General features: G+C 50.5%; 13 protein-coding genes and 2 rRNA genes. 12 read left to right on the top strand and 3 right to left on the bottom strand.

The genetic code is table 11. The features are described 5' to 3' along the window. Positions 1-203: 203 nt before the first annotated feature. Positions 204-3249, top strand: a 23S ribosomal RNA gene (locus WDY75_RS26420). Positions 3250-3315: 66 nt separating this feature from the next. Then, positions 3316-3432, top strand: a 5S ribosomal RNA gene (gene rrf, locus WDY75_RS26415). An 837-nt stretch (positions 3433-4269) separates the two neighbouring features. Here rrf and WDY75_RS26410 read toward each other — a convergent pair. The 3 genes from WDY75_RS26410 to WDY75_RS26400 all read right to left on the bottom strand — a co-directional run bounded on the left by WDY75_RS26410 (position 4270) and on the right by WDY75_RS26400 (position 7010). Then, the gene (locus tag WDY75_RS26410; RefSeq protein ID WP_156515042.1) at positions 4270-4428 is read right to left on the bottom strand and encodes a hypothetical protein; all 159 of its coding nucleotides are present in this window, start codon (positions 4426-4428) and stop codon (positions 4270-4272) included. A gap of 658 nt (positions 4429-5086) precedes the next feature. Next, the gene (locus tag WDY75_RS26405) at positions 5087-5956 is read right to left on the bottom strand and encodes a hypothetical protein (RefSeq protein ID WP_231888106.1); all 870 of its coding nucleotides are present in this window, start codon (positions 5954-5956) and stop codon (positions 5087-5089) included. 157 nt (positions 5957-6113) lie between these two features. Further along, the gene (locus WDY75_RS26400; RefSeq protein WP_051449228.1) at positions 6114-7010 is read right to left on the bottom strand and encodes a LysR family transcriptional regulator; all 897 of its coding nucleotides are present in this window, start codon (positions 7008-7010) and stop codon (positions 6114-6116) included. A 189-nt stretch (positions 7011-7199) separates the two neighbouring features. Here WDY75_RS26400 and WDY75_RS26395 point away from each other — a divergent pair, with 189 nt between their 5' ends. The 10 genes from WDY75_RS26395 (at position 7200) to WDY75_RS26350 (ending at position 20363) form a co-directional block, all read left to right on the top strand. Continuing rightward, positions 7200-8234: an ABC transporter ATP-binding protein gene (locus tag WDY75_RS26395; protein WP_063478583.1), complete on the top strand. Its 1035-nt coding sequence runs from the start codon at positions 7200-7202 to the stop codon at positions 8232-8234. 21 nt (positions 8235-8255) lie between these two features. Further along, complete coding sequence (locus WDY75_RS26390; RefSeq protein WP_006208256.1) at positions 8256-9320, top strand: ABC transporter substrate-binding protein; 1065 nt, start codon at positions 8256-8258, stop codon at positions 9318-9320. 61 nt (positions 9321-9381) lie between these two features. Beyond that, the gene (locus WDY75_RS26385) at positions 9382-11052 is read left to right on the top strand and encodes an ABC transporter permease (RefSeq protein WP_036640934.1); all 1671 of its coding nucleotides are present in this window, start codon (positions 9382-9384) and stop codon (positions 11050-11052) included. Continuing rightward, positions 11049-12365, top strand: a complete 1317-nt coding sequence (locus WDY75_RS26380; RefSeq protein WP_063478584.1) for an MBL fold metallo-hydrolase — start codon at positions 11049-11051, stop codon at positions 12363-12365. The genes WDY75_RS26385 and WDY75_RS26380 overlap by 4 nt, the downstream gene beginning before the upstream one ends. A 246-nt stretch (positions 12366-12611) precedes the next feature. Continuing rightward, on the top strand, positions 12612-13592 hold the full coding sequence (locus WDY75_RS26375) for a ketoacyl-ACP synthase III (protein ID WP_006208259.1): 981 nt from the start codon (positions 12612-12614) through the stop codon (positions 13590-13592). 328 nt (positions 13593-13920) lie between these two features. Beyond that, the gene (locus WDY75_RS26370) at positions 13921-15264 is read left to right on the top strand and encodes an ABC transporter substrate-binding protein (RefSeq protein WP_006208260.1); all 1344 of its coding nucleotides are present in this window, start codon (positions 13921-13923) and stop codon (positions 15262-15264) included. Between the two features lie 119 nt (positions 15265-15383). Beyond that, positions 15384-16340: a carbohydrate ABC transporter permease gene (locus WDY75_RS26365; protein WP_006208261.1), complete on the top strand. Its 957-nt coding sequence runs from the start codon at positions 15384-15386 to the stop codon at positions 16338-16340. Beyond that, positions 16337-17200 carry a carbohydrate ABC transporter permease gene (locus WDY75_RS26360; protein WP_006208262.1) on the top strand — a complete coding sequence of 288 codons (864 nt, stop codon included), beginning with the start codon at positions 16337-16339 and terminating at the stop codon, positions 17198-17200. Before WDY75_RS26365 ends, WDY75_RS26360 begins: the two co-directional genes overlap by 4 nt. Positions 17201-17280: 80 nt before the next feature. After that, on the top strand, positions 17281-19002 hold the full coding sequence (locus WDY75_RS26355; RefSeq protein WP_006208263.1) for a sensor histidine kinase: 1722 nt from the start codon (positions 17281-17283) through the stop codon (positions 19000-19002). Positions 19003-19019: 17 nt separating this feature from the next. Continuing rightward, positions 19020-20363: an ABC transporter substrate-binding protein gene (locus tag WDY75_RS26350; protein ID WP_063478585.1), complete on the top strand. Its 1344-nt coding sequence runs from the start codon at positions 19020-19022 to the stop codon at positions 20361-20363. Positions 20364-20377: the final 14 nt, after the last annotated feature.

Genomic DNA, 20377 nt, shown 5'->3' with positions numbered 1-20377 from the left:
AGATAACGAAACGAATTTGCGCAATTAGAAATATTCCTTTTAGCTGAACTTGTGTCAAGTGATTGATCAAGTTTTTATAAAAGTAGCAGCGAAGGTTTTGGGATCATCGATCCTTTGGAAGCTTGTTTCTACCTTTGAGTGGTTTAATCCAATCAGAGAAACAGGCGGACAACAGAGCGATGAGCACAATAACCGGAGCGATTGGTTAAGCTACTAAGAGCACACGGAGGATGCCTAGGCGCTAGGAGCCGATGAAGGACGTGGCGAACAACGAAACTGCCTCGGGGAGCTGTAAGCAAGCTTTGATCCGGGGGTGTCCGAATGGGGAAACCCGGCTGATGTAATAGTCAGTCACTTCTATCTGAATACATAGGATAGTAAGAGGCATACCAGGGGAACTGAAACATCTAAGTACCCTGAGGAAGAGAAAACAAGAGTGATTCCGTCAGTAGCGGCGAGCGAACGCGGAACAGCCTAAACCAGAGAGCTTGCTCTCTGGGGTTGTGGGACGTCTCACATGGAGTTACAAAGGAACATATTAGACGAAGAGGTCTGGAAAGGCCCGCGATACAAGGTAAAAGCCCTGTAGTCGAAAGTATATTCCCTCCGAGACGGATCCCGAGTAGTGCGGGGCACGTGAAACCCCGTATGAATCCAGCAGGACCATCTGCTAAGGCTAAATACTCCCTAGCGACCGATAGTGAAACAGTACCGTGAGGGAAAGGTGAAAAGCACCCCGGAAGGGGAGTGAAATAGAACCTGAAACCGTGTGCTTACAAGAAGTCAGAGCCCTATTTATGGGTGATGGCGTGCCTTTTGTAGAATGAACCGGCGAGTTACGTTCCCATGCAAGGTTAAGGCGAGAAGCCGTAGCCGCAGCGAAAGCGAGTCTGAATAGGGCGATATAGTATGTGGTCGTAGACCCGAAACCGTGTGATCTACCCCTGTCCAGGGTGAAGGTGCGGTAACACGCACTGGAGGCCCGAACCCACGTATGTTGAAAAATGCGGGGATGAGGTGGGGGTAGCGGAGAAATTCCAATCGAACTCGGAGATAGCTGGTTCTCCCCGAAATAGCTTTAGGGCTAGCCTCGGAATTAAGAGTCGTGGAGGTAGAGCACTGATTGGGTGCGGGGCCCGCAAGGGTTACCAAGCTCAGTCAAACTCCGAATGCCATAGACTTATATCCGGGAGTCAGACAGTGAGTGCTAAGATCCATTGTCAAAAGGGAAACAGCCCAGACCATCAGCTAAGGTCCCCAAGTGTGTGTTAAGTGGGAAAGGATGTGGAGTTGCACAGACAACCAGGATGTTGGCTTAGAAGCAGCCACCATTTAAAGAGTGCGTAATAGCTCACTGGTCGAGTGACTCTGCGCCGAAAATGTAACGGGGCTAAACACACCACCGAAGCTATGGCTTGAATCGACTTCACTGCTTCTTTGAGGTAGTGAATACTGAGATGAACATTTTTGTCAGGCTTGAGATGAAATCAAGGATGACCAAATGCACTCAGGGGATAAACACACTTCGAAGGCGGAGTGAAGTCGATTCAGGGGTAGGGGAGCGTTGTATGTAGGTTGAAGGTGTACCGTAAGGAGCGCTGGACAGCATACAAGTGAGAATGCCGGTATGAGTAACGAAAAGATCAGTGAGAATCTGATCCGCCGAAAGCCCAAGGTTTCCTGAGGAAGGCTCGTCCGCTCAGGGTAAGTCGGGACCTAAGGTGAGGCCGAAAGGCGTAATCGAAGGACAACAGGTTGAAATTCCTGTACCACCGTAAACCGTTATGAACGATGGGGTGACGCAGGAGGGTAGTGACGCGGACTGATGGATGTCCGTCCAAGCAGTGAGGCTGATGTGTAGGCAAATCCGCACATCGATAAGGCTGGGCTGTGATGGGGAGTGAAAATTACAGTAGCGAAGGTCATGATCTCACACTGCCAAGAAAAGCCTCTAGTCAGGTGAAGGTGCCCGTACCGCAAACCGACACAGGTAGGCGAGAAGAGAATTCTAAGGCGCGCGGAAGAACTCTCGTTAAGGAACTCGGCAAAATGACCCCGTAACTTCGGGAGAAGGGGTGCCTCGGTAGGGTGAATAGCCCGAGGGGGCCGCAGTGAAAAGGCCCAAGCGACTGTTTAGCAAAAACACAGGTCTGTGCGAAGCCGTAAGGCGAAGTATACGGGCTGACGCCTGCCCGGTGCTGGAAGGTTAAGGGGAGCGGTTAGGAGCAATCCGAAGCTGTGAACCGAAGCCCCAGTAAACGGCGGCCGTAACTATAACGGTCCTAAGGTAGCGAAATTCCTTGTCAGGTAAATTCTGACCCGCACGAATGGCGTAACGACTTGGGCGCTGTCTCAACGAGAGATCCGGTGAAATTTTAATACCTGTGAAGATGCAGGTTACCCGCGACAAGACGGAAAGACCCCATGGAGCTTTACTGCAGCTTGATATTGGATTTGGGTACGATCTGTACAGGATAGGTGGGAGCCTTCGAAGCATGAGCGCCAGCTTGTGTGGAGGCGACGTTGGGATACCACCCTGATCGTATCTAGGTTCTAACTTGGTACCGTGATCCGGTACGAGGACAGTGTCAGGCGGGCAGTTTGACTGGGGCGGTCGCCTCCTAAAGAGTAACGGAGGCGCCCCAAGGTTCCCTCAGAATGGTTGGAAATCATTCGAAGAGTGCAAAGGCATAAGGGAGCTTGACTGCGAGACCTACAAGTCGAGCAGGGACGAAAGTCGGGCTTAGTGATCCGGTGGTACCGCATGGAAGGGCCATCGCTCAACGGATAAAAGCTACCCTGGGGATAACAGGCTTATCTCCCCCAAGAGTCCACATCGACGGGGAGGTTTGGCACCTCGATGTCGGCTCATCGCATCCTGGGGCTGAAGTAGGTCCCAAGGGTTGGGCTGTTCGCCCATTAAAGCGGTACGCGAGCTGGGTTCAGAACGTCGTGAGACAGTTCGGTCCCTATCTGTCGTGGGCGTAGGAAATTTGAGAGGAGCTGTCCTTAGTACGAGAGGACCGGGATGGACGTACCGCTGGTGCACCAGTTGTTCCGCCAGGAGCATGGCTGGGTAGCTACGTACGGAAGGGATAAGCGCTGAAAGCATCTAAGCGTGAAGCCCCCCTCAAGATGAGATTTCCCAACTAGTAAGACCCCTTGAAGACGACGAGGTAGATAGGTTGGAGGTGGAAGTGCAGCAATGCATGGAGCTGACCAATACTAATCGGTCGAGGGCTTATCCAAACATATTTTAATGTGCTGCAACTTCGTTTCGTATCTAGTTTTCAGGTGATCAAACATCTGAAGCCGTTTGGTGGCGATGGCGGAAGGGTTCCACGCGTTCCCATACCGAACACGACCGTTAAGCCTTCCAGCGCCGATGGTACTTGGACCGCAGGGTCCCGGGAGAGTAGGACGTCGCCAAGCGAACAACCATAAAGACCGTTATCGAGTTATCGATAGCGGTCTTTTCCTGTTTGCAGAAAAAGACCAGTAGCAGTTTCTAGAAACAGTCTTGAGCAGTAGTTTTCAATAATAGTTTCCGGTAACAGTCTTCTGCAGCAGTTTTCAGTTCTTCAGCAGCATTTTCCAGTAACAGTTTCCAGTAGTAGTCTTCAGTAGCATTTCGTATAGGCAGCTGGCTCCAAAAGTAGATTATCAATGGCAGATTCTCTGGTATGCAAGTATTCCCCATCTAACGGACCGTAGGAGCGTTATACACCAATAAACTAGATGATTTCAAATGTAACGGACTCCACAGATGTTATATTAGGCTATGAGTCGGTTCGGATCGCATTTTTTGACGATATAAGCTCAATCTGGTCCGTTAGAATTTCAATAGCTTCATTTTTCCGCGAATAGCGTCATCTGAGTCCGTTAGCGATCAAGAAGAAAGAACACCAGCAGCAGTTCCCGGTAACGGTCCTTAGTAGCAGTCTTCAGGAGGAGTTTCCGGTAACGGTCCTTAGCAGCAGACTTCAGCAGCATTTTCCAGTAACAGTTTCGAGTAGTAGTCTTCGGCAGCATTTCGCATAGGCAGCTGGCTCCAAAAGTAGATTATCAATGGCAGATATTCTGGTATGCAAGTATTCCCCATCTAACGGACCGTAGGAGCGTTATACAGCAATAAACTAGATGATTTCAAATGTAACGGACCCACAGATGTTATATTAGGCTATGAGTCGGTTTGGGTCTCATTTTTGACGATATAAGCTCAATCTGGTCCGTTATAATTTCAATAGCTTCATTCTTCCGCAAATAGCGTCATCTAAGTCCGTTAGCGATCAAGAAGAACACCAGCAGCAGTTTCCTGCAATAGCATTTAGTAGCAGTCTTCAGGAGCAGTTCCCGGTAACGGTCATTGGAAGCAGATTTCAGCAGCATTTTCCAGTAACCGTTTCCAGTAGTGGTCTTCGGCAGCATTTCGCATGGGCAGCCAGCTCCAAAAGTAGATTAGCAATGGCAGATTCTCTGGTATGCAAGTATTCCCCATCTAACGGACCGTAGGAGTGTTATACAGCAATAAACTAGATGATTTCAAATGTAACGGACCCCACAGATGTTATATTAGGCTATGAGTCGGTTTTGATCACATTTTTGACGATATAAGCTCAATCCGGTCCGTTAGAATTTCAATAGCTTCATTTTTCCGCGAATAGCGTCATCTGAGTCCGTTAGAGATCAAGAAGACCACCAAAAGTGGCTTTACAGTAGTGGCTTTACAGTAGTGGTTTGCGTCTGTAGAGATCAAGAACCCCGAGAACGATTTTCTGAAAAGATGGGCTTCATCAGCAGTAGAGGGGGCCAGTAGTCGATTTCAGTAGTCGATTTCGGCAGCAGTTTCTAGTAACAGTCTTTAGTAACAAGTCTTCAGTAACAAGTCTTCAGCAGTACTTGCAACCAGTTTTCCAAAAGTAGATCATCCGTGCCACTTTCCTATAGCAGTCCCCAAACCCAACCTCCACTAACAAAACTCACTGCGTACGTTAGTCATTATGAGGTGGTTACATGGAGGATGGCAACGAACAGAAGGACGCCCAACAAGACCTAAGGTCTTTGCGGACGTCCTTTTTTTCCAAAATTAATATCTTTCCAAGATCAGCTGAGTTTTCAAGCCATCAATGGGGAGAAGCCAGTCGTTAGACACCAGCGTGTCCATAAGTTCGGTTCGAAGTTGGGAGGCAACCGAAGCATCAGCTGTTTTGAATGAGATTTCAATCAGATTCTCGGTTCCTGTGCCCTCTGCGTTGCGAATAGGCCATACTTCAAGACTCATCTTCTGCCCCTCCCACGTGCCTTCGTAACGATAGAAGGTCAGCGGACCATGCAGACGGGACTGTGAAAGCTTTTGTTGACCCCAATCGGGGGAGGACCATTTTTTGAGTTTACCGGGCAGTTTATCCAGCAGCAAAGCCAAGGATACCTGCTCCAATGGAAGCTGTGTGCCGGTTGTTGTGGTGTTCACCTTCTTGGTGTTAGAGAAGCTAAGCGTTTGTTTGCCGTATCCCCAATCAATCTCTGCCTCGTAGTTGTCATCCGAAGCATCAAAGCCCTCACGGTTTGCCAAGCTTAGCGCGGCGTTAATATCTCCGTTTAGGATGGGATACCGTTTTTTATAGGTAAGCTCGTAGTTATCCTTGTCCTCTTTTTTGCGGAAACGGACATTCCAGCCTTCGGCATCCAGTTCCAGATGGTTCGTGTCATAGTAAGCTACCCCGATTGCTTGGGGAACAGAAGCCAGTCCGAATGTCTGAATGACGTCATTCCGAAGACTCCCGCTGGTTCCTAGAACGGCTTCGGGTTTGGCAAGGAACTTCACTTCATAGGAAGGCACGGCATTGGCAGCGGCTGAAACTTGTGATGCGTGGAGTCCGGTCACACCGCTTCCCAGGGCCACGAAACTTACCATGAAAGACAATGTCAGCTGTTTCCATCTTCTCAATACAATCACTCCCATAAGCTGGATTTAGGTTCAATCCTACTTTAAGCGTCGATTGATTGTTAGCTGTTAACGGAGAGGATGAACTGTATAAAATATCCATAGAATTATTGAATAGCTGCATCCATTTTATATTCGCTCGCTGCCCGAAATAAATATCCTCGCTTTATTAGAGTGCCTGCTCCAATTGTTTGCCCATCTCCCGCAGCACCTCCTGAAAACGATGAATTTGCACGGAAGGAAGACGGTCCTGGTTATGAACGCTGTAAATATGCCGGGATGCCCTGTGACCGGGAATCGGCAGGACGTGCAGTAATCCCTGCTGCCGCTCCCGCTGCACAGCCATTCGCGACATAAAGGAGACATGATCGCCCAATAACACAAGCTGCTTGATCGCTTCCAGTGAGTCCAGCTCCACGGGACTCCGCATATGCAGGCTGTGCTGCTGCAGCCAAAGATCCGTCAGCTGCCTTGTGCTGGATTCGCTTCCATGCAGGGCAAAGGGCGTGCGAACAATGTGTTCGGGCTGAAGCATATCCGATTGTATGAGTGGATGGCCTGGGGAACATATCAAGGTTAAATCATCCTTGCACAAGGATTCAGCTTGCAGGCCGGAACCCGTAAAGGGCTCCGACGAGATGATGCCCATGTCAATCTGGTGCCGGACCAGCATATCACGGATAACCGGCGAAGGTTTAACGGATAAGGATATCCGAATGCCAGGAAATTCACGGGAAAAGGTATTCAAGATCGCGGGCAGCAGATAGGTCGCGGGGACATAACTGGCTCCAATATGGAGCGTTCCGCGATACAAGCTGTCGTACTCCCGGACGACCCGCTCGGATTCCCTGGCAAGCGAATTTATTTTAACCGCATAATGCAGCAGGGCTTGTCCGGCTTCGGTGAGAAATGTTTTTCCGCTTCGGGATTCGAACAATCGGACTTGCAGCTCTTCCTCCAGTGACTTCATATGAAAAGTAACGGTTGGCTGCTTGATGCCGAGTATCTCCGCAACGCTGGTCATATGATGATGACGGTCGATCAGTTCCACGATTTGCAGCTTCATCAGATTCACGTTTGCATCTCTCCCTTGGGTGTTAGTTGTTCCTTATTTATGCTCTCTATATAGATTTAATCTATGAGTATCAACAGAATTCAAACAAAAAGTTAATTCTGTGTTTACATTAGTCTAATACAACGCTTAAACGTGAGCATTACACTGGAAACAGCTTAAGAAGACAGGCAGGGATCGAAAGTGGAGATTGAAATCAGGGGCATTCATAAGTCGTTTCAAGGTACAGCCGCTTTGCTGCCTACCGATATAACGCTGCGTCATGGTCAATTCACAACATTGCTGGGGCCATCCGGCTGCGGCAAAACGACACTTCTCCGAATGATTGCAGGGCTTGAACAGCCGGACGGAGGAGAAATCTACGCGGAAGACCGGTGTATTTACTCGGTGCATCAAAGGATTGACGTTCCCGTGCACAAACGAAATTTTGGGATGGTCTTTCAAGATTTCGCTCTCTGGCCTCATATGACGGTATACGAGAATGTGGCGTTTGGATTAAAGGCGGCGAAGCATAAAGCGGATCTCCGGCAAAAGGTAACCGAAGCACTGGCTATGGTCCGCTTGCAGGGGATGGAGAACCGTTATCCTCACCAGCTGTCCGGCGGACAGCAGCAGCGGGTTGCTTTTGCCAGAGCGGTAGCTATACGTCCAGCTCTCGTATTGTTTGATGAGCCTTTAAGCGCGCTGGATGCGGTGCTTAGGGAGGAGATGCGGATCGAAATGATGTCACTGGTGAAGGACATGGGACTGACTGCGCTTTATGTGACCCATGATCAAGTTGAAGCCATGTCGATGTCGGATGAAATTGTGGTCATGCGGAAGGGGGAGGTGCTGCAGCGGGGAACCCCGGAGACCATATATGAAGCGCCAAGCCACCCGTTCGTGGCTTCGTTTATCGGCAAGTCCAACTGGCTGACGCCTGATCAGACGATGGTGAGGCCGGAGCATGTGACCTGGAACAGAAGCAGCACAGAGGATTTATGCTATCAGGCAACGGTGCTGAGTGTCAGCTACGTAGGCGAGCGATATGAAATCCGGCTGCAGTTGGACGAGTCGGATAACAAGTGGACAGCTTATCTGGACAAGAGAGTGGTCATTGGGGAACGCGTTAATCTGTACGTTTCTCCCCGTTGTATATGCCGGATGGATGAAGGCTCATTTCAAGGTAGAAGTATGCAACAAAATACAGCAGAACAGACGCCTGTTGTCGCAGGCTAATGATGAAAGGGAGTTGGGGAGATGAAGGGTCTGAAGTTGGGGAAAAAAAGCACGCTGCTATTATTGACATCGGTAATGAGTTTGAGTTTGTTTGGATGCGGGAGCGCGCCGAGCGGCGATTCGGTTAAGCCGGCGCAGGATAACAGCCAGCCGTCCGAATCGGGTACGGCTGCAGCAAGCGGTAAGCTTGTATTGTACAGCGCAGGACCGCAGAAGCTTGCCGACAATATTGTGAGCGGATTTGAAGCCAAGACCGGCGTGAAGGTCGAGATGTTCCAAGGCACAACAGGCAAAATATTGGCGCGAATGGAAGCGGAAAAATCAAATCCGGTCGCGGACGTTGTCATTCTCGCTTCGCTTCCGTCCGCACAGGCGTTGAAGGCGGATGGATTGACATTGCCTTATCCGGAAGCCGCCAATGCGGACAAGCTGAATAAGGATTGGTCTGACGCGGAAGGAAACTATTTCAGCACAAGCGCATCTGCACTGGGGATTGTATACAACACCAATCTGGTATCAACGCCACCACAAAGCTGGGCGGACCTGGGTCTGCCGGAGTGGAAGGATGCCGTCAACATTCCTGATCCAACGCTGTCGGGATCCGCGCTTGATTTCATCACCGGGTATTTGAGTGTAAAAGGCGATGCAGGCTGGGAATTGTTCGAGAGTTATAAAGCCAATGGCACCGCGATGGCTGGGGCGAATCAGGAAGCGCTCGACCCGGTGATCACCGGTGCCAAGAGTATGGTTGCTGCCGGCGTGGATTATATGGCATATTCGGCCAAAGCCAAAGGGGAGCCGCTTGATATCGTATATCCGGCAGAAGGAACCGTTGTGAGTCCAAGACCTGCGGCGATTCTGAAATCCAGCCCGAATGTGGATAATGCGAAGGCCTTTATTGACTACTTGCTGTCTGACGAGGCACAGAAACTGGTGGCAGAAGCTTATCTGATTCCGGGCCGCGAGGATGTGGAGGCTGAGGGACGCACCAATCTGAAGGATATTCCGGTATTTAAGGTGGACTGGTCCTGGATGAATGATCACGGGGATGAAACGGCCGCTCGTTTTTCCGAGGTATTCAAATAAACCGTTTAAAAGTGAATCACGTAAAAGGCATGTGAGGTGAACAGCGGTGAGACCTGTCATCATGGACAGTCAGACATTTTTTCGGAAACTGGGCGTTATTCTCGCCCTGTTTCTTCTTATCATAAGCATTGGCGTGCCACTGCTCCTTATATTCTGGCAAAGCATATACCCGGAACAGCACTTGGATTGGCTGGCTCCGATACGAACGATAGCAGGCCATGAGCTGTCCGGCATATTGCTGCAGTCCATTTGGCTCGGGGTATGCGTGGTGGCAGGATCAACACTGTTCGCGCTTCCGCTCGCGTGGATCATGGCCAAGACCCGGTTGGGAGAGCATCGGTGGGTGGATGTGATTCTGATGATACCGTTCATGACCCCGCCATATATCGGTTCGATGGGCTGGATTCTATTCATGCAGAAGGGCGGATATTTACAGCAATGGCTGCCGGGAGCAGCGAGGTGGAGCGAGTCATTCTTCAGCTTCGGGGGCATGGTGCTGATTATGAGCCTGCACTTGTTCCCTTTCCTGTACCTGCTGCTGCGGGATGCGCTGATTCGGATCGGCGGCAATCTGGAGGAGGCCGGCGCGGTTCACGGCGCAGGTGCAGGGTATCGGTTCAGAAAAATTATCCTGCCGCTGCTGTTATCCTCTTACGGCATGGGCGCGATGCTGGTGTTTGTAAAAACCATTGCCGAATTCGGCACACCGGCAACATTCGGACGACGTATCGGATATTATGTGATGACTTCGGAAATTCACAAATATATATCAAGCTGGCCGATTGATTTCGGTAAAGCCACCTCGCTTGCCTCAGTACTGCTGTCCGTCTGTCTGGTGATGTGGTACATGCAGTCCACAGTCAGCCGGAGATTTACCTACCGCCTTGTCGGAGGTAAAGGCCAGCGCTCCAAAAGATATTCGCTGCGCGGCAGCAAAGGCGCAGTCAGCGCGCTATATATCGGGCTACTGCTAATATTGTCGGTTGGAATCCCCTATTTTTCCGTCATTGCCGCTTCCTTGATGAAGCTCCGGGGAGCCGGATTATCTATAGATAATTTGACGCTCGATCATTATAAGGAACTGCTGTCATGGGGATCTGTCAGCCTGAAAGCGCTTGGTAACAGTCTGGGATTGTCGCTTGCGGCATCAACGGTGGCGGTTGTATTGGGTACTGGATTTGCCCTAACGATTGGCAAGTCCCAGGGGCGGATGCAGCGGGTCATTGATCTGTTTAGCCTCCTGCCCAACACGGTGCCCGGGATCGTGATGGTGGTCGGATTGATCCTGTTCTGGAATGCACCATGGATGCCGGTGACGCTCTATAATACCTATGGAATGGTCGTTCTTACTTATGTTGTATTGTTCCTGCCGTACACGGTGCAGTATGTGAAGGCCAGCTTTACGCAGATTGATGGCACCCTGTTTCAAGCAGGCCAGGTATTCGGAGGCGGTCCGCTGCTTATACTGCGGCGGATTCTGCTGCCGCTGATTATGCCGGGCATGCTGGCGGGATGGATTATGACGTTCACGATTGCGTCGCGGGAGCTGGTTGGGTCACTGCTCATTCTGCCGCCTTCGATGCAGACATCGGCTACGTATATATTTGCCCAGTTTGAGCAGGGCCAGGTGTCTCTCGGCATGGCTATGGCGGTGGTCTCCGTCGGAATGACGGTGGTGCTGCTGCTGATGGTCGAAGCCATGAATTCTAAAAGAAAGTGGAATGCATCATGATGAAACTGACAGTGTGGGGCGGTGCGGGCGAGCATGGCCGCTCCGCCTATTTGCTGAGCGGCAATCGGGTCCATTTGCTGCTGGATTGCGGTGTTATGAAGGAAGGAAACGGGGTCTATCCGATTATACAGCCGGAGCAGGTTCCGCAGCTTAATGCGGTGTTTCTGTCTCATGCTCATGAGGATCACTCGGTGGCGATTCCGCTCTTGTATAGCCTTGGATATCAGGGGGAGGTATGGACGACCCGGGAGACGGCGGCACAATTAACGGCCTATTTCGCCTCCTGGCGGGAGTATACGGAACGGGTGGGCGAGAAACTTCCCTATAGGGAAGAAGATCAGCGTGCTATCCGCTATCGGTTTCTGGAGGAAGAGGCGAAGAGGTTGACATGGTTTGACGCGCTCCCCGGTGTTAAGGTGATGTGGGGGAGAAGCGGACATTTGATGGGCTCTGTCTGGTTGCTGGTAGAGGCCGAAGGAAAACGGATCTTCTATTCGGGCGATTATACCTCGGAATCTCTGCTGCTGGAGGACGATAACCCCTCACTTGCAGACACGTCATCCGCCATGCTGCTGGATCTGGCTATTGTAGATGCAGCTTACGGGACGGATGCTCATTCACAGGCCGACAGGCTGATGCAATTGGAGCAAACGATTCAGAGCACGCTGCAAAGCGGAGGAAAAGTGTTATTGCCGGTCCCGGCTGTGGGTCGGGGTCAAGAAATGATTCTCTGGGCATCCCGAAATTGGGGGCATATCCCGATCGTGACTGAAGCTCCGCTGATCGAAGGGATGAAGCGGCTGCTTTGCCGTTCGGAGTGGCTTCGCAGCACGGATTCCGGTCAGGGAATGAAAAGCGAGCTTGAGTTATTGCTGAGCCAAAATAATTGGATTGTACCCGGTAGCGATGCAGAACGCGAGTCATGGCTTGAGAAACAGGGAGCCTCGTTGTGGTTCGTAACCGACGGAATGATGCAGTCGGATCTGGCACAGTGGTACTACCATCGGTTTTCCAGAGATTCCCGGAACCTGGTTCTGCTCACTGGGCATGTTTCTAATGGAACCTTTGGACAGCATCTCCTTCAGCATCCAGAGGATTACGGGGATTGTTCTGTTATGAAAATCAGGTATAAAGTGCATCAGGGTCTGGCGGACGTTCGGCAGATGATAACCGCTATACCGGCGCAGCATACCGTGCTTGTTCATGCAGACAAAGCAGAAACGGACCGGTTACGAGTCCGTCTGGTCGAGGAATTAACTGATCCCCATATTCACATTCACTCCATTTCGGTGGGTGAGGAAGTACACTTCTAATAGTTGGGAATCCAGGAACCTCTGTCGCTTCATTGGCGATGGAGGTTTTTTGCTTGTGTTTCATAGATTACCACGTAGGGTTCTCATGGCCTTATAGGCTGTTCGCGGGATTCTCACAGCCTCCATTCGCCTGTGTTTAGAGGAATGTGAAGTTGGTGAAGGGTAATCATAACCTGCATAAAAATAAATTAGTACCAAGTACTAGTACTTGGTGATATAATGATTATAAACTTGGAGGTGTGAATGATGAGCCAATCAAAATCAAGGATTACAGCAATCGGGACCTATGTACCTGAACGGATATTAAGCAATGCGGATTTAGAGAAGATGGTCGAGACCAGCGATGAATGGATTGTCCAGCGCACAGGCATGCGGGAACGCCGGATAGCCGCTCCGGATCAGTTTGTGTCTGACCTTGCCATTCGTGCTGTGCGAGATATGGTTGATCGGTACGGTGTTACCGTGCAGGATGTCGATATGATTCTTGTGGCTACAAGCACGCCGGAATATTCTTTTCCAAGCACGGCCTCTCGCGTGCAATCGAAGCTGGGCATAACCAGTACGGGGGCACTCGATCTGAATGCAGCTTGCGCGGGATTTGTATATGCACTTCAGATGGCCGACGGATTAATATCCGGGGGAGCCTACAACAAGATACTCGTCATTGGGGCGGAAACCTTATCAAAGATTACGGATTACACCGACCGAACGACATGTGTTCTGTTTGGGGACGGTGCTGGCGCTGTACTGCTGGAGCGGGATGAGGATTCGCCGAGCATTGCAGCTTCCATATCAGGTACGTTTGGCGAAGGCGGCATTCATCTGTACAAGACAGCCCTTTCCGAGCAGATGGACGGAGCGGAGTTAAAGAGCGGGTGTCTTGTTCAAAATGGCCGTGAGATATATAAGTGGGCCATTCGGAACATTCCGGAGGGTGTCCGTACCTTACTGTCCAAAGGGGGCATGACCGCGGACGAAGTGGATTGGTTCGTACCGCATAGCGCCAATCTTCGCATGATCGAAGCGATCAACGAGCGAGGGCCTTTTTCAATGAACCGAACGTTAACCAGCGTTGAGTACCGGGGAAACACATCGGCAGCCTCCATTCCGCTTGCGCTTCAGCTGGCCGTGGATGAAGGACGCTTGAAAGCAGGAGACCATGTGCTGCTCTATGGATTTGGCGGGGGAATGACCTATGCCGGCTCCATCGTTAAATGGACGATATGATCTCTTGCATGATATAAGAAATCGACCTGTCATGGACAGGCGCCAAGTTCCGAAGGAATACGGAAAGGCAGCATAGGTAAAACCACCACCACCGCAGGAATCATCCGGCTGTCAAAGGGCTCATCAGTCCGAGAGTTTCACATCTAAAATATCCGTAAGACCGCTATCGACATTCGATATGCGGTTTTTTTGTGGTGGAATTACGAAGTGGACAAACGTGAATCGTAATAAATTCAACTCAAATTCGAAAGTTTGCCTCCTCAAAATTTGGTGCCGCTTTCATTAGACTATAAAAGAAAAATACGTTTGATGGAAGAGGGGTAGAAGAATGAAAAGGTTTAAATCATGGAGCTTGCTGCTCATGAGTATCATCATGGTGTTCTCGCTGGCGGCGTGTGGAGGCGGCAACGGAAGCAAAACGGCTGAATCTCCGGGGGGAGGCAGCACCGAAGAGAAGGACAATACGAAGGAAGAAGCACCATCTACAGAGAAAATCGAGCTGTCCTTCTGGTCATTGGGTACGACCAATTATGAGGATCTGGCTAAGGAATACACCAAAGAGCATCCGAACATCACGTTCAAATTCCAGAATACGTCGGACCAGACGGCGCATCACAACAATCTGACAACGGCGTTGTCCGCAGGCTCTGGCGCACCTGATATTTTTCAACTTGAGATTGCCTTTATGGAACGCTTTATTAACAACCAGGATAAGTTCTATAACCTGTATGATCTCGGTGCCAAAGATGTAGAAGGCAACTATCTGGAATGGAAATGGAAGCAAGCCACATCGGTGGATGGCTCGTTCCAACTGGGTCTTCCTACAGACATCGGCCCTACGGTTGTATACTACCGTACCGATTTGGCTGAGCAAGCGGGACTGCCTACGGATCCGGACGGGTTCAGCGCTGCGATTGATTCATGGGATAAATTCGCAAGCGTGGCCAAGGAATTCACAGGCAAAACGGGTAAACCGTTTGCTGACCTGACGGATTTGGTATACAACGGGGTTCGCGACCAATCGCCGGATCAAATCTATTTCAACAAAGAAGACGGTTCCTTTATAGGAGATACGAACCCGCAAGTGAGAAAAGCTTATGACTTTACGGTCAAAGGGATTCAGGAGGGCTGGATCGGCAACTGGATACTGTGGTCCCCTGAATGGCAAAAAGCGATTAATGATGGAGACTTCGGCGTTATGCTCGGCCCGGCCTGGATTGCCGGTACCATTCGTAATGCCAAGGACACCGCAGGCAAATGGCAAATTGCCCAGCTCCCTGAAGGAGCAGGCAACTGGGGCGGATCGTTCCTGACCTTGCCGAAGGAAGGCAAGCATTCGAAGGAAGCGTATGAATTTATCTCGTGGGTGCTGAACCAGGAGAACCAGCTGAAATCGTTTAAGGATAGCGGCTTATTCCCGTCCATTCCTGCGGTTTACAGCGAGCCTTCCTTCACGGAAGAGAAGGATGAATTCTTCAGCGGTCAGGTTATTTCCGAAGCATATGCCAAGTCAGCCGAGCGTATCAAGCCGGTGTATTACGGACCGCTGCATGACCAGACCGATACCATTATCAAGAACGCGCTTAAGAACGTGCTGGAGAAGAAAGCGGACCCGCAAAAAGAGTGGGAAAGCGCAATGAAACAAATTAAGACACTGGTCGATCGCAGCTAAGAAACTGAGGATAAGCTTTCGCTTAGCTCGTTCATATCAAGTGATGCATCCGAATCCGAGATGGGATATAGCCCTCCCCTCGGCTTCGGATTTATCCTTACCCACCTGGAGGTGCATTTATGGCAGACACAGCAACGGCAAAGTCATCGCAATCCGTGCCGAAAAAGCGGCGCTTGTTGACGGAGACCGTGCGCAGCCGATTTACGGCGTATACGTTTATATCTCCATTTTTTATACTGTTTGCAATCTTTGGACTCTATCCGATTGTATTTACCATCTATCTATCCTTCTTCAAGTGGGACGCACTCGGACCGATGAAATATGTCGGGTTCAAGAACTACGAGCTGATTACAAGTGACCCGACATTCTGGATCGCTTTCAGCAACACACTCATTATGGCGTTGATGGGAACCGTGCCGCAGCTCATTGTGGCATTATTTGTTGCGGTTATGCTCAATTCGGCCCTGAACAAATTCAAGAACACGTTCCGCATTCTATATTTTATGCCGAATATCACGTCTATCGTAGCCGTCACATTGGTGTTCAGTACCATGTTCGGCAACAACGGGATGGTGAATTGGATGCTGAATACCTTCGGTGCGGAGAGCGTTCCGTTCAATTCCGGCTGGTGGGGAGTCAAAATCGCGATTTCGTCCATGGTGATGTGGCGCTGGATGGGTTATAACGCCATTATTTTTCTGTCGGGGCTGCAGAGCATTCCGACTGATATCTATGAAGCGTCCAAAATCGACGGCGCAACCCGGGGCCAGCAGCTGCGCTATATTACACTGCCGCTCCTGCGTCCGTTTATCCTGTTCGTTACCCTGATATCGACGATTGGCGCGCTTCAACTGTTTACGGAGCCCTATGTCTTCCTCGGTCAGTCCGGCACAGGCTCTACTCGTCAGGAAGGGGTAACGATGGTAACGTATCTGTATAACGAAGCATTTAAGAACGGTTTCTTCGGTACGGCTGCGGCAACGGCGGTCCTCTTGTTTGTCGCCACCATCCTATTCTCGGTCTTGAACATGATGCTGGGCCGTGAAGGCGGGGAGACGGGAGGTAAAAAAGCATGAGTTCAGTTGCCATAAGCCGTAAAAAACCGGATGAACCCGGTGTAATCGCAAAATTCTTTTTCTATCTGTTAATGATTCTGGGTGCGCTTGTATCGATCTTCCCGTTCTACTGGATGTTCGTTGTGGCTACCAATGACAAGGATGCGGCATTCCATATTCCGCCGCTGCTCACACCAGGAACGCAGTTCCTGGATAACTTCTCACGCGTGCTGGAGCGCACGGATTTCTTCAGAGCCTTGTTGAATTCCGTCGTTGTGTCGACATCGGTTACAGTGTCCGTTGTGTTCCTCTGCACGCTGGCAGGGTATGCTTTTGCGAAGTACGAGTTTCCTTTGAAGAAGACGCTGTTTGTATTTGTCATTGCTACCATGCTCGTGCCGGCTCAGTTAGGCGTGCTTCCACAGTATGTCATTATGGCCAAGCTGCACTGGATCGACAGCTACAAAGCGCTGATCGTCCCGGCCATGGTCAATGCCTTCGGTATTTTCTGGATGAGGCAGTACATCACATCTGCCGTTCATACCGAGCTGATCGAAGCGGGGCGGATTGATGGCGGCGGACATTTCCGGATCTTCTGGAATATTGCCATTCCTGTTGTGACGCCTGCGATGGCCACGCTTGGGATTTTGAATTTCATGAATGTGTGGAATGATTTCTTCTGGCCGCTCGTCGTATTGAAAAACCGAGAGAATTACACCATTCAAATAGCATTGCAGCAGCTGTTCACCAATAAGGACGGCCTCGACTTCGGGATGATCATGTCGGCAACCTTCACGGCAACACTGCCGCTGCTTATTGTTTTTCTGCTGTTCAGCCGCTATGTCATCGCGGGTCTGACATCAGGCGCCATAAAAAGTTAAAAGGCGCGGGAACTTTGACAAGGAATGCCACCTGCCATGAAGAATAATAGACATAGTAGAGTGGAGGGAGGAAATGGTTCATGAAACTCCGCCGAAAGATTTTGCTGGCTATTATTCTTCTGGTCTTCATTCCGGTCATCGCGCTGGGCGGTGTTTCTTATTACAGCTTTTCGGAAGCGATGGAGAAGAAGTCGAATGATTTCTACTGGATTTCGCTCTTGGAAACGGACCGGAAGCTGAAGTTTGCCTTGAACGAAATTACGACGATTTCGAACTCCGCGATTACCCAGCAATCGGTTCAGCAGATGCTGAAGCAGCCGGACTACGCGGTAACCTATGACCGGAGGCAGGAGATCAACAATCTGATCAATCATCCGATGATTGCCTCGTTTGCTTTTTATTCGAATGATCAATTGATTTATCATACAGATGGCGGAATGGAGCTTGCTGAGCTGAGGCGGCAAGATTGGTATGAAGCGGTCGTGAAGGCAGAGGGTCGCCCCGTATGGGTCGGTCCCGGAGAGAACGGCTCTGCTTCATCCGGTGCTCCCGTCTTGATTCAGTCCAGAGTGATTAAGGATTATTACTCTCTGGAGGATATCGGGACGGCTGTGATTTACGTGAAGCCGGATCTCCTCGACCAAGTCTTCTGGGAGGCGGCAACGCTGAAGCAGGGCGATATTTTGCTGGTCAACAAGCAGGGCCATATCGTATTTACGAAATCAGGCGAGCATATCGGGGAGCGGACGGAATTTCCGTTTCTCTCGGACAGTTATACGAATGGGAAAGGATACTATGTCGATCCATATTTAGATGAAAAATCGCTCATCACGTATTCCCCTTCTCATAATAAGGAATGGTTTCTCGTCGCCATCACGCCAAGCAAACTCATCTCTGCCGAATCGGTCTCCATCCGTAACCTTGCCTTGATCCTGGGATTGATCTCGCTGCTGTCGGCGTTTCTGTTCGACCGTTTTTTTGTGCGCAGAATGGTCCGCAGCATCATCAGTGCGGTGAACGGGATGAAGCGAGTGAAGCAGGGAATATTCGTTCCGATCCCATCGCATCATGCGGCAGAGGATGAGACGGATCTGTTAATCGACGGATTTAACCGGATGAGCTCGCAGATCCATGAGCTGATTGGTCAGGTCGAGATGGAGCAGGCCCGGAAGAAGGAAGCGGAGCTGCAGGCGCTTGTCGCTCAGATCAATCCGCATTTCATATATAATTCACTGGAATCGATTAACTCGATGGCTGTCCTTCAGGGCAACAAGGATATCAGCAAAATGGTGGTCTCCCTGGGTAAGCTGCTGCGCATCAGCATCAGCGAGCATCATGAGCTGATCCCCCTCCATATGGAGCTGGAGCATGTCCAGCATTATATGCGGATACAGAAATTCCGGTTTGAAGAGAAGTTTGAATACGGAATTGAGCTTCCGGATTCGCTGAAGCACTACGTTACGCAGAAGCTGATTGTACAGCCCATTGTGGAGAACGCTTTATACCACGGCATTGAGCCGATGGAGGACAGCGGCTATATCTCCATCAAGGTGTCGGAGGACCATGAGGATATCGTAATTGACGTGGAGGATAACGGGCCGGGGTTCGATCCGGAGACATTGATCAAGCTGTGGAATACGGATCAGGGACAGCTGAAGAAGTATCGGGAAAACGGAGTTGGGCTGAAAAACGTGCACGAGCGGCTGCGGATACGGTTTGGCAGCCGTTACGGACTTATGATCTGTTCTTCCCCCGGTCACGGTTCATTGATACGAATTCGTATTCCGAAAATACTGACATGACAAGGAGGCGGCGCAGCGTGAGATGGTTTTGGAATTGGGGCTGGATTGTAGGCTATGCCACTCTGCTCGCGCTCTCTGTTGTGTGGGTTACGGTGCAGAACCAGGGACCGGCTCAGGAGGCGCAGCCGGAGAAAATCACGCTGACATTCCGGCATTTCTGGAACAAGGAGCATGACAAGCCGGTGCTGGCTATTTTTGAGAGTGTCGTCCGCACTTATGAGAAAGCGCATCCAAATGTGAAGGTGAGCTTTGAAAGCATCGATCAAACAATCCATCGGGAACAAAAGCTGAAGAGCGAGATGGTCACCGGGACGCCGCCGGATATGTTTGTCCTGTTTGGCGGAGCTGAAATTGTGCCGTATGCCAGATCCAACCGGCTGATGGATTTAACGGAATTTCTGGAGAATGCCGGCTTGAGGGAGCAGTTCAAGGATCTGCACCACTGGACCTTTAATAACCGGGTCTATGGTTTGCCTTTTGAGGGCCATGCGGAGCCGATCTATTATAATCGGGCTTTATTCCAGAAGCTGCATCTGGAGCCTCCGAAGACGATGGAAGAGCTGGATGAAGTGATCCGGGTACTCCAGGCGAACGATAAGATCCCTTTTGCATTAGGGAATGAAGATCGGTGGCCGGCAGGGATTTTTGCCCATTATTTCATGGATCGTTATGCGGGACCGGAACTCATCGACAGGCTGGTTGAAGGAGAGGATGGCGTTAGCTTTCAGCATCAGTCGTATTTGAAGGCCTTTGAGAAGTTGGAACAGTGGATCAGCGAAGGGGCGTTCAGTCCCCATGCCAACGATCTCTCCACCGAGGAAGCCATCGCTCAGTTTACGGAAGGGAAGGCAGCGATGTATCTGAACGGCAGCTGGGATATTACATTGTTTCGCAATGAGGATCATCCGGATTTTCAGAATGAGGTGGGGGTTATCCCCTTCCCATCCCTGCATTCCGGAGAGGAACGGTCCTTGGCAGGTGGTTACACCATTGGCATCGGACTTTCCTCGGATTTGGATGAGCCGAAAAAGCAAGCGGCCCTGGAGCTGCTGGGCATGTTCTATACCACGGAGGTACAGACCCGGCTGGTGTATGAAGGGCTGCGCGTTCCTTCCATGAAGATAACCTATGATTCCAAGAAAACCGGTCCGGTATTTGCCCAGGTTACGGAGCTGATGGAGGATTCTGCGAGTACCTTCCTCCCGTATGACAACAAGCTATCGCCTGAAGTGAACAGTTCATTCCTTAAAGTGATCGAGGACATGATTGGAGAACGGATCGATGCTGACAATGCGCTGGAGCAAATTCAGAAGTCCTCGATACGCTATTGGCAGCTTAGACGGAACACGGTGACGGAGTAACCATAAAGACAGGG

The sequence above is a fragment of the Paenibacillus glucanolyticus genome (assembly GCF_037333485.1).
Lineage (GTDB): Bacteria > Bacillota > Bacilli > Paenibacillales > Paenibacillaceae > Paenibacillus_AQ > Paenibacillus_AQ glucanolyticus.
Note: the sequence above shows the minus strand (reverse complement) of the source record. Positions and strands in the feature narration are given on the sequence as shown.

Coding starts and splice junctions, on each gene's coding strand:
- WDY75_RS26385 (WP_036640934.1), top strand. CDS start 9,382: ATGGACAGTCAGACATTTTTTCGGAAACTGGGCGTTATTCTCGCCCTG.
- WDY75_RS26360 (WP_006208262.1), top strand. CDS start 16,337: ATGAGTTCAGTTGCCATAAGCCGTAAAAAACCGGATGAACCCGGTGTA.
- WDY75_RS26375 (WP_006208259.1), top strand. CDS start 12,612: ATGAGCCAATCAAAATCAAGGATTACAGCAATCGGGACCTATGTACCT.
- WDY75_RS26355 (WP_006208263.1), top strand. CDS start 17,281: ATGAAACTCCGCCGAAAGATTTTGCTGGCTATTATTCTTCTGGTCTTC.
- WDY75_RS26380 (WP_063478584.1), top strand. CDS start 11,049: ATGATGAAACTGACAGTGTGGGGCGGTGCGGGCGAGCATGGCCGCTCC.
- WDY75_RS26370 (WP_006208260.1), top strand. CDS start 13,921: ATGAAAAGGTTTAAATCATGGAGCTTGCTGCTCATGAGTATCATCATG.
- WDY75_RS26390 (WP_006208256.1), top strand. CDS start 8,256: ATGAAGGGTCTGAAGTTGGGGAAAAAAAGCACGCTGCTATTATTGACA.
- WDY75_RS26410 (WP_156515042.1), bottom strand. CDS start 4,428: ATGCTGCCGAAGACCACTACTGGAAACGGTTACTGGAAAATGCTGCTG.
- WDY75_RS26400 (WP_051449228.1), bottom strand. CDS start 7,010: ATGAAGCTGCAAATCGTGGAACTGATCGACCGTCATCATCATATGACC.
- WDY75_RS26365 (WP_006208261.1), top strand. CDS start 15,384: ATGGCAGACACAGCAACGGCAAAGTCATCGCAATCCGTGCCGAAAAAG.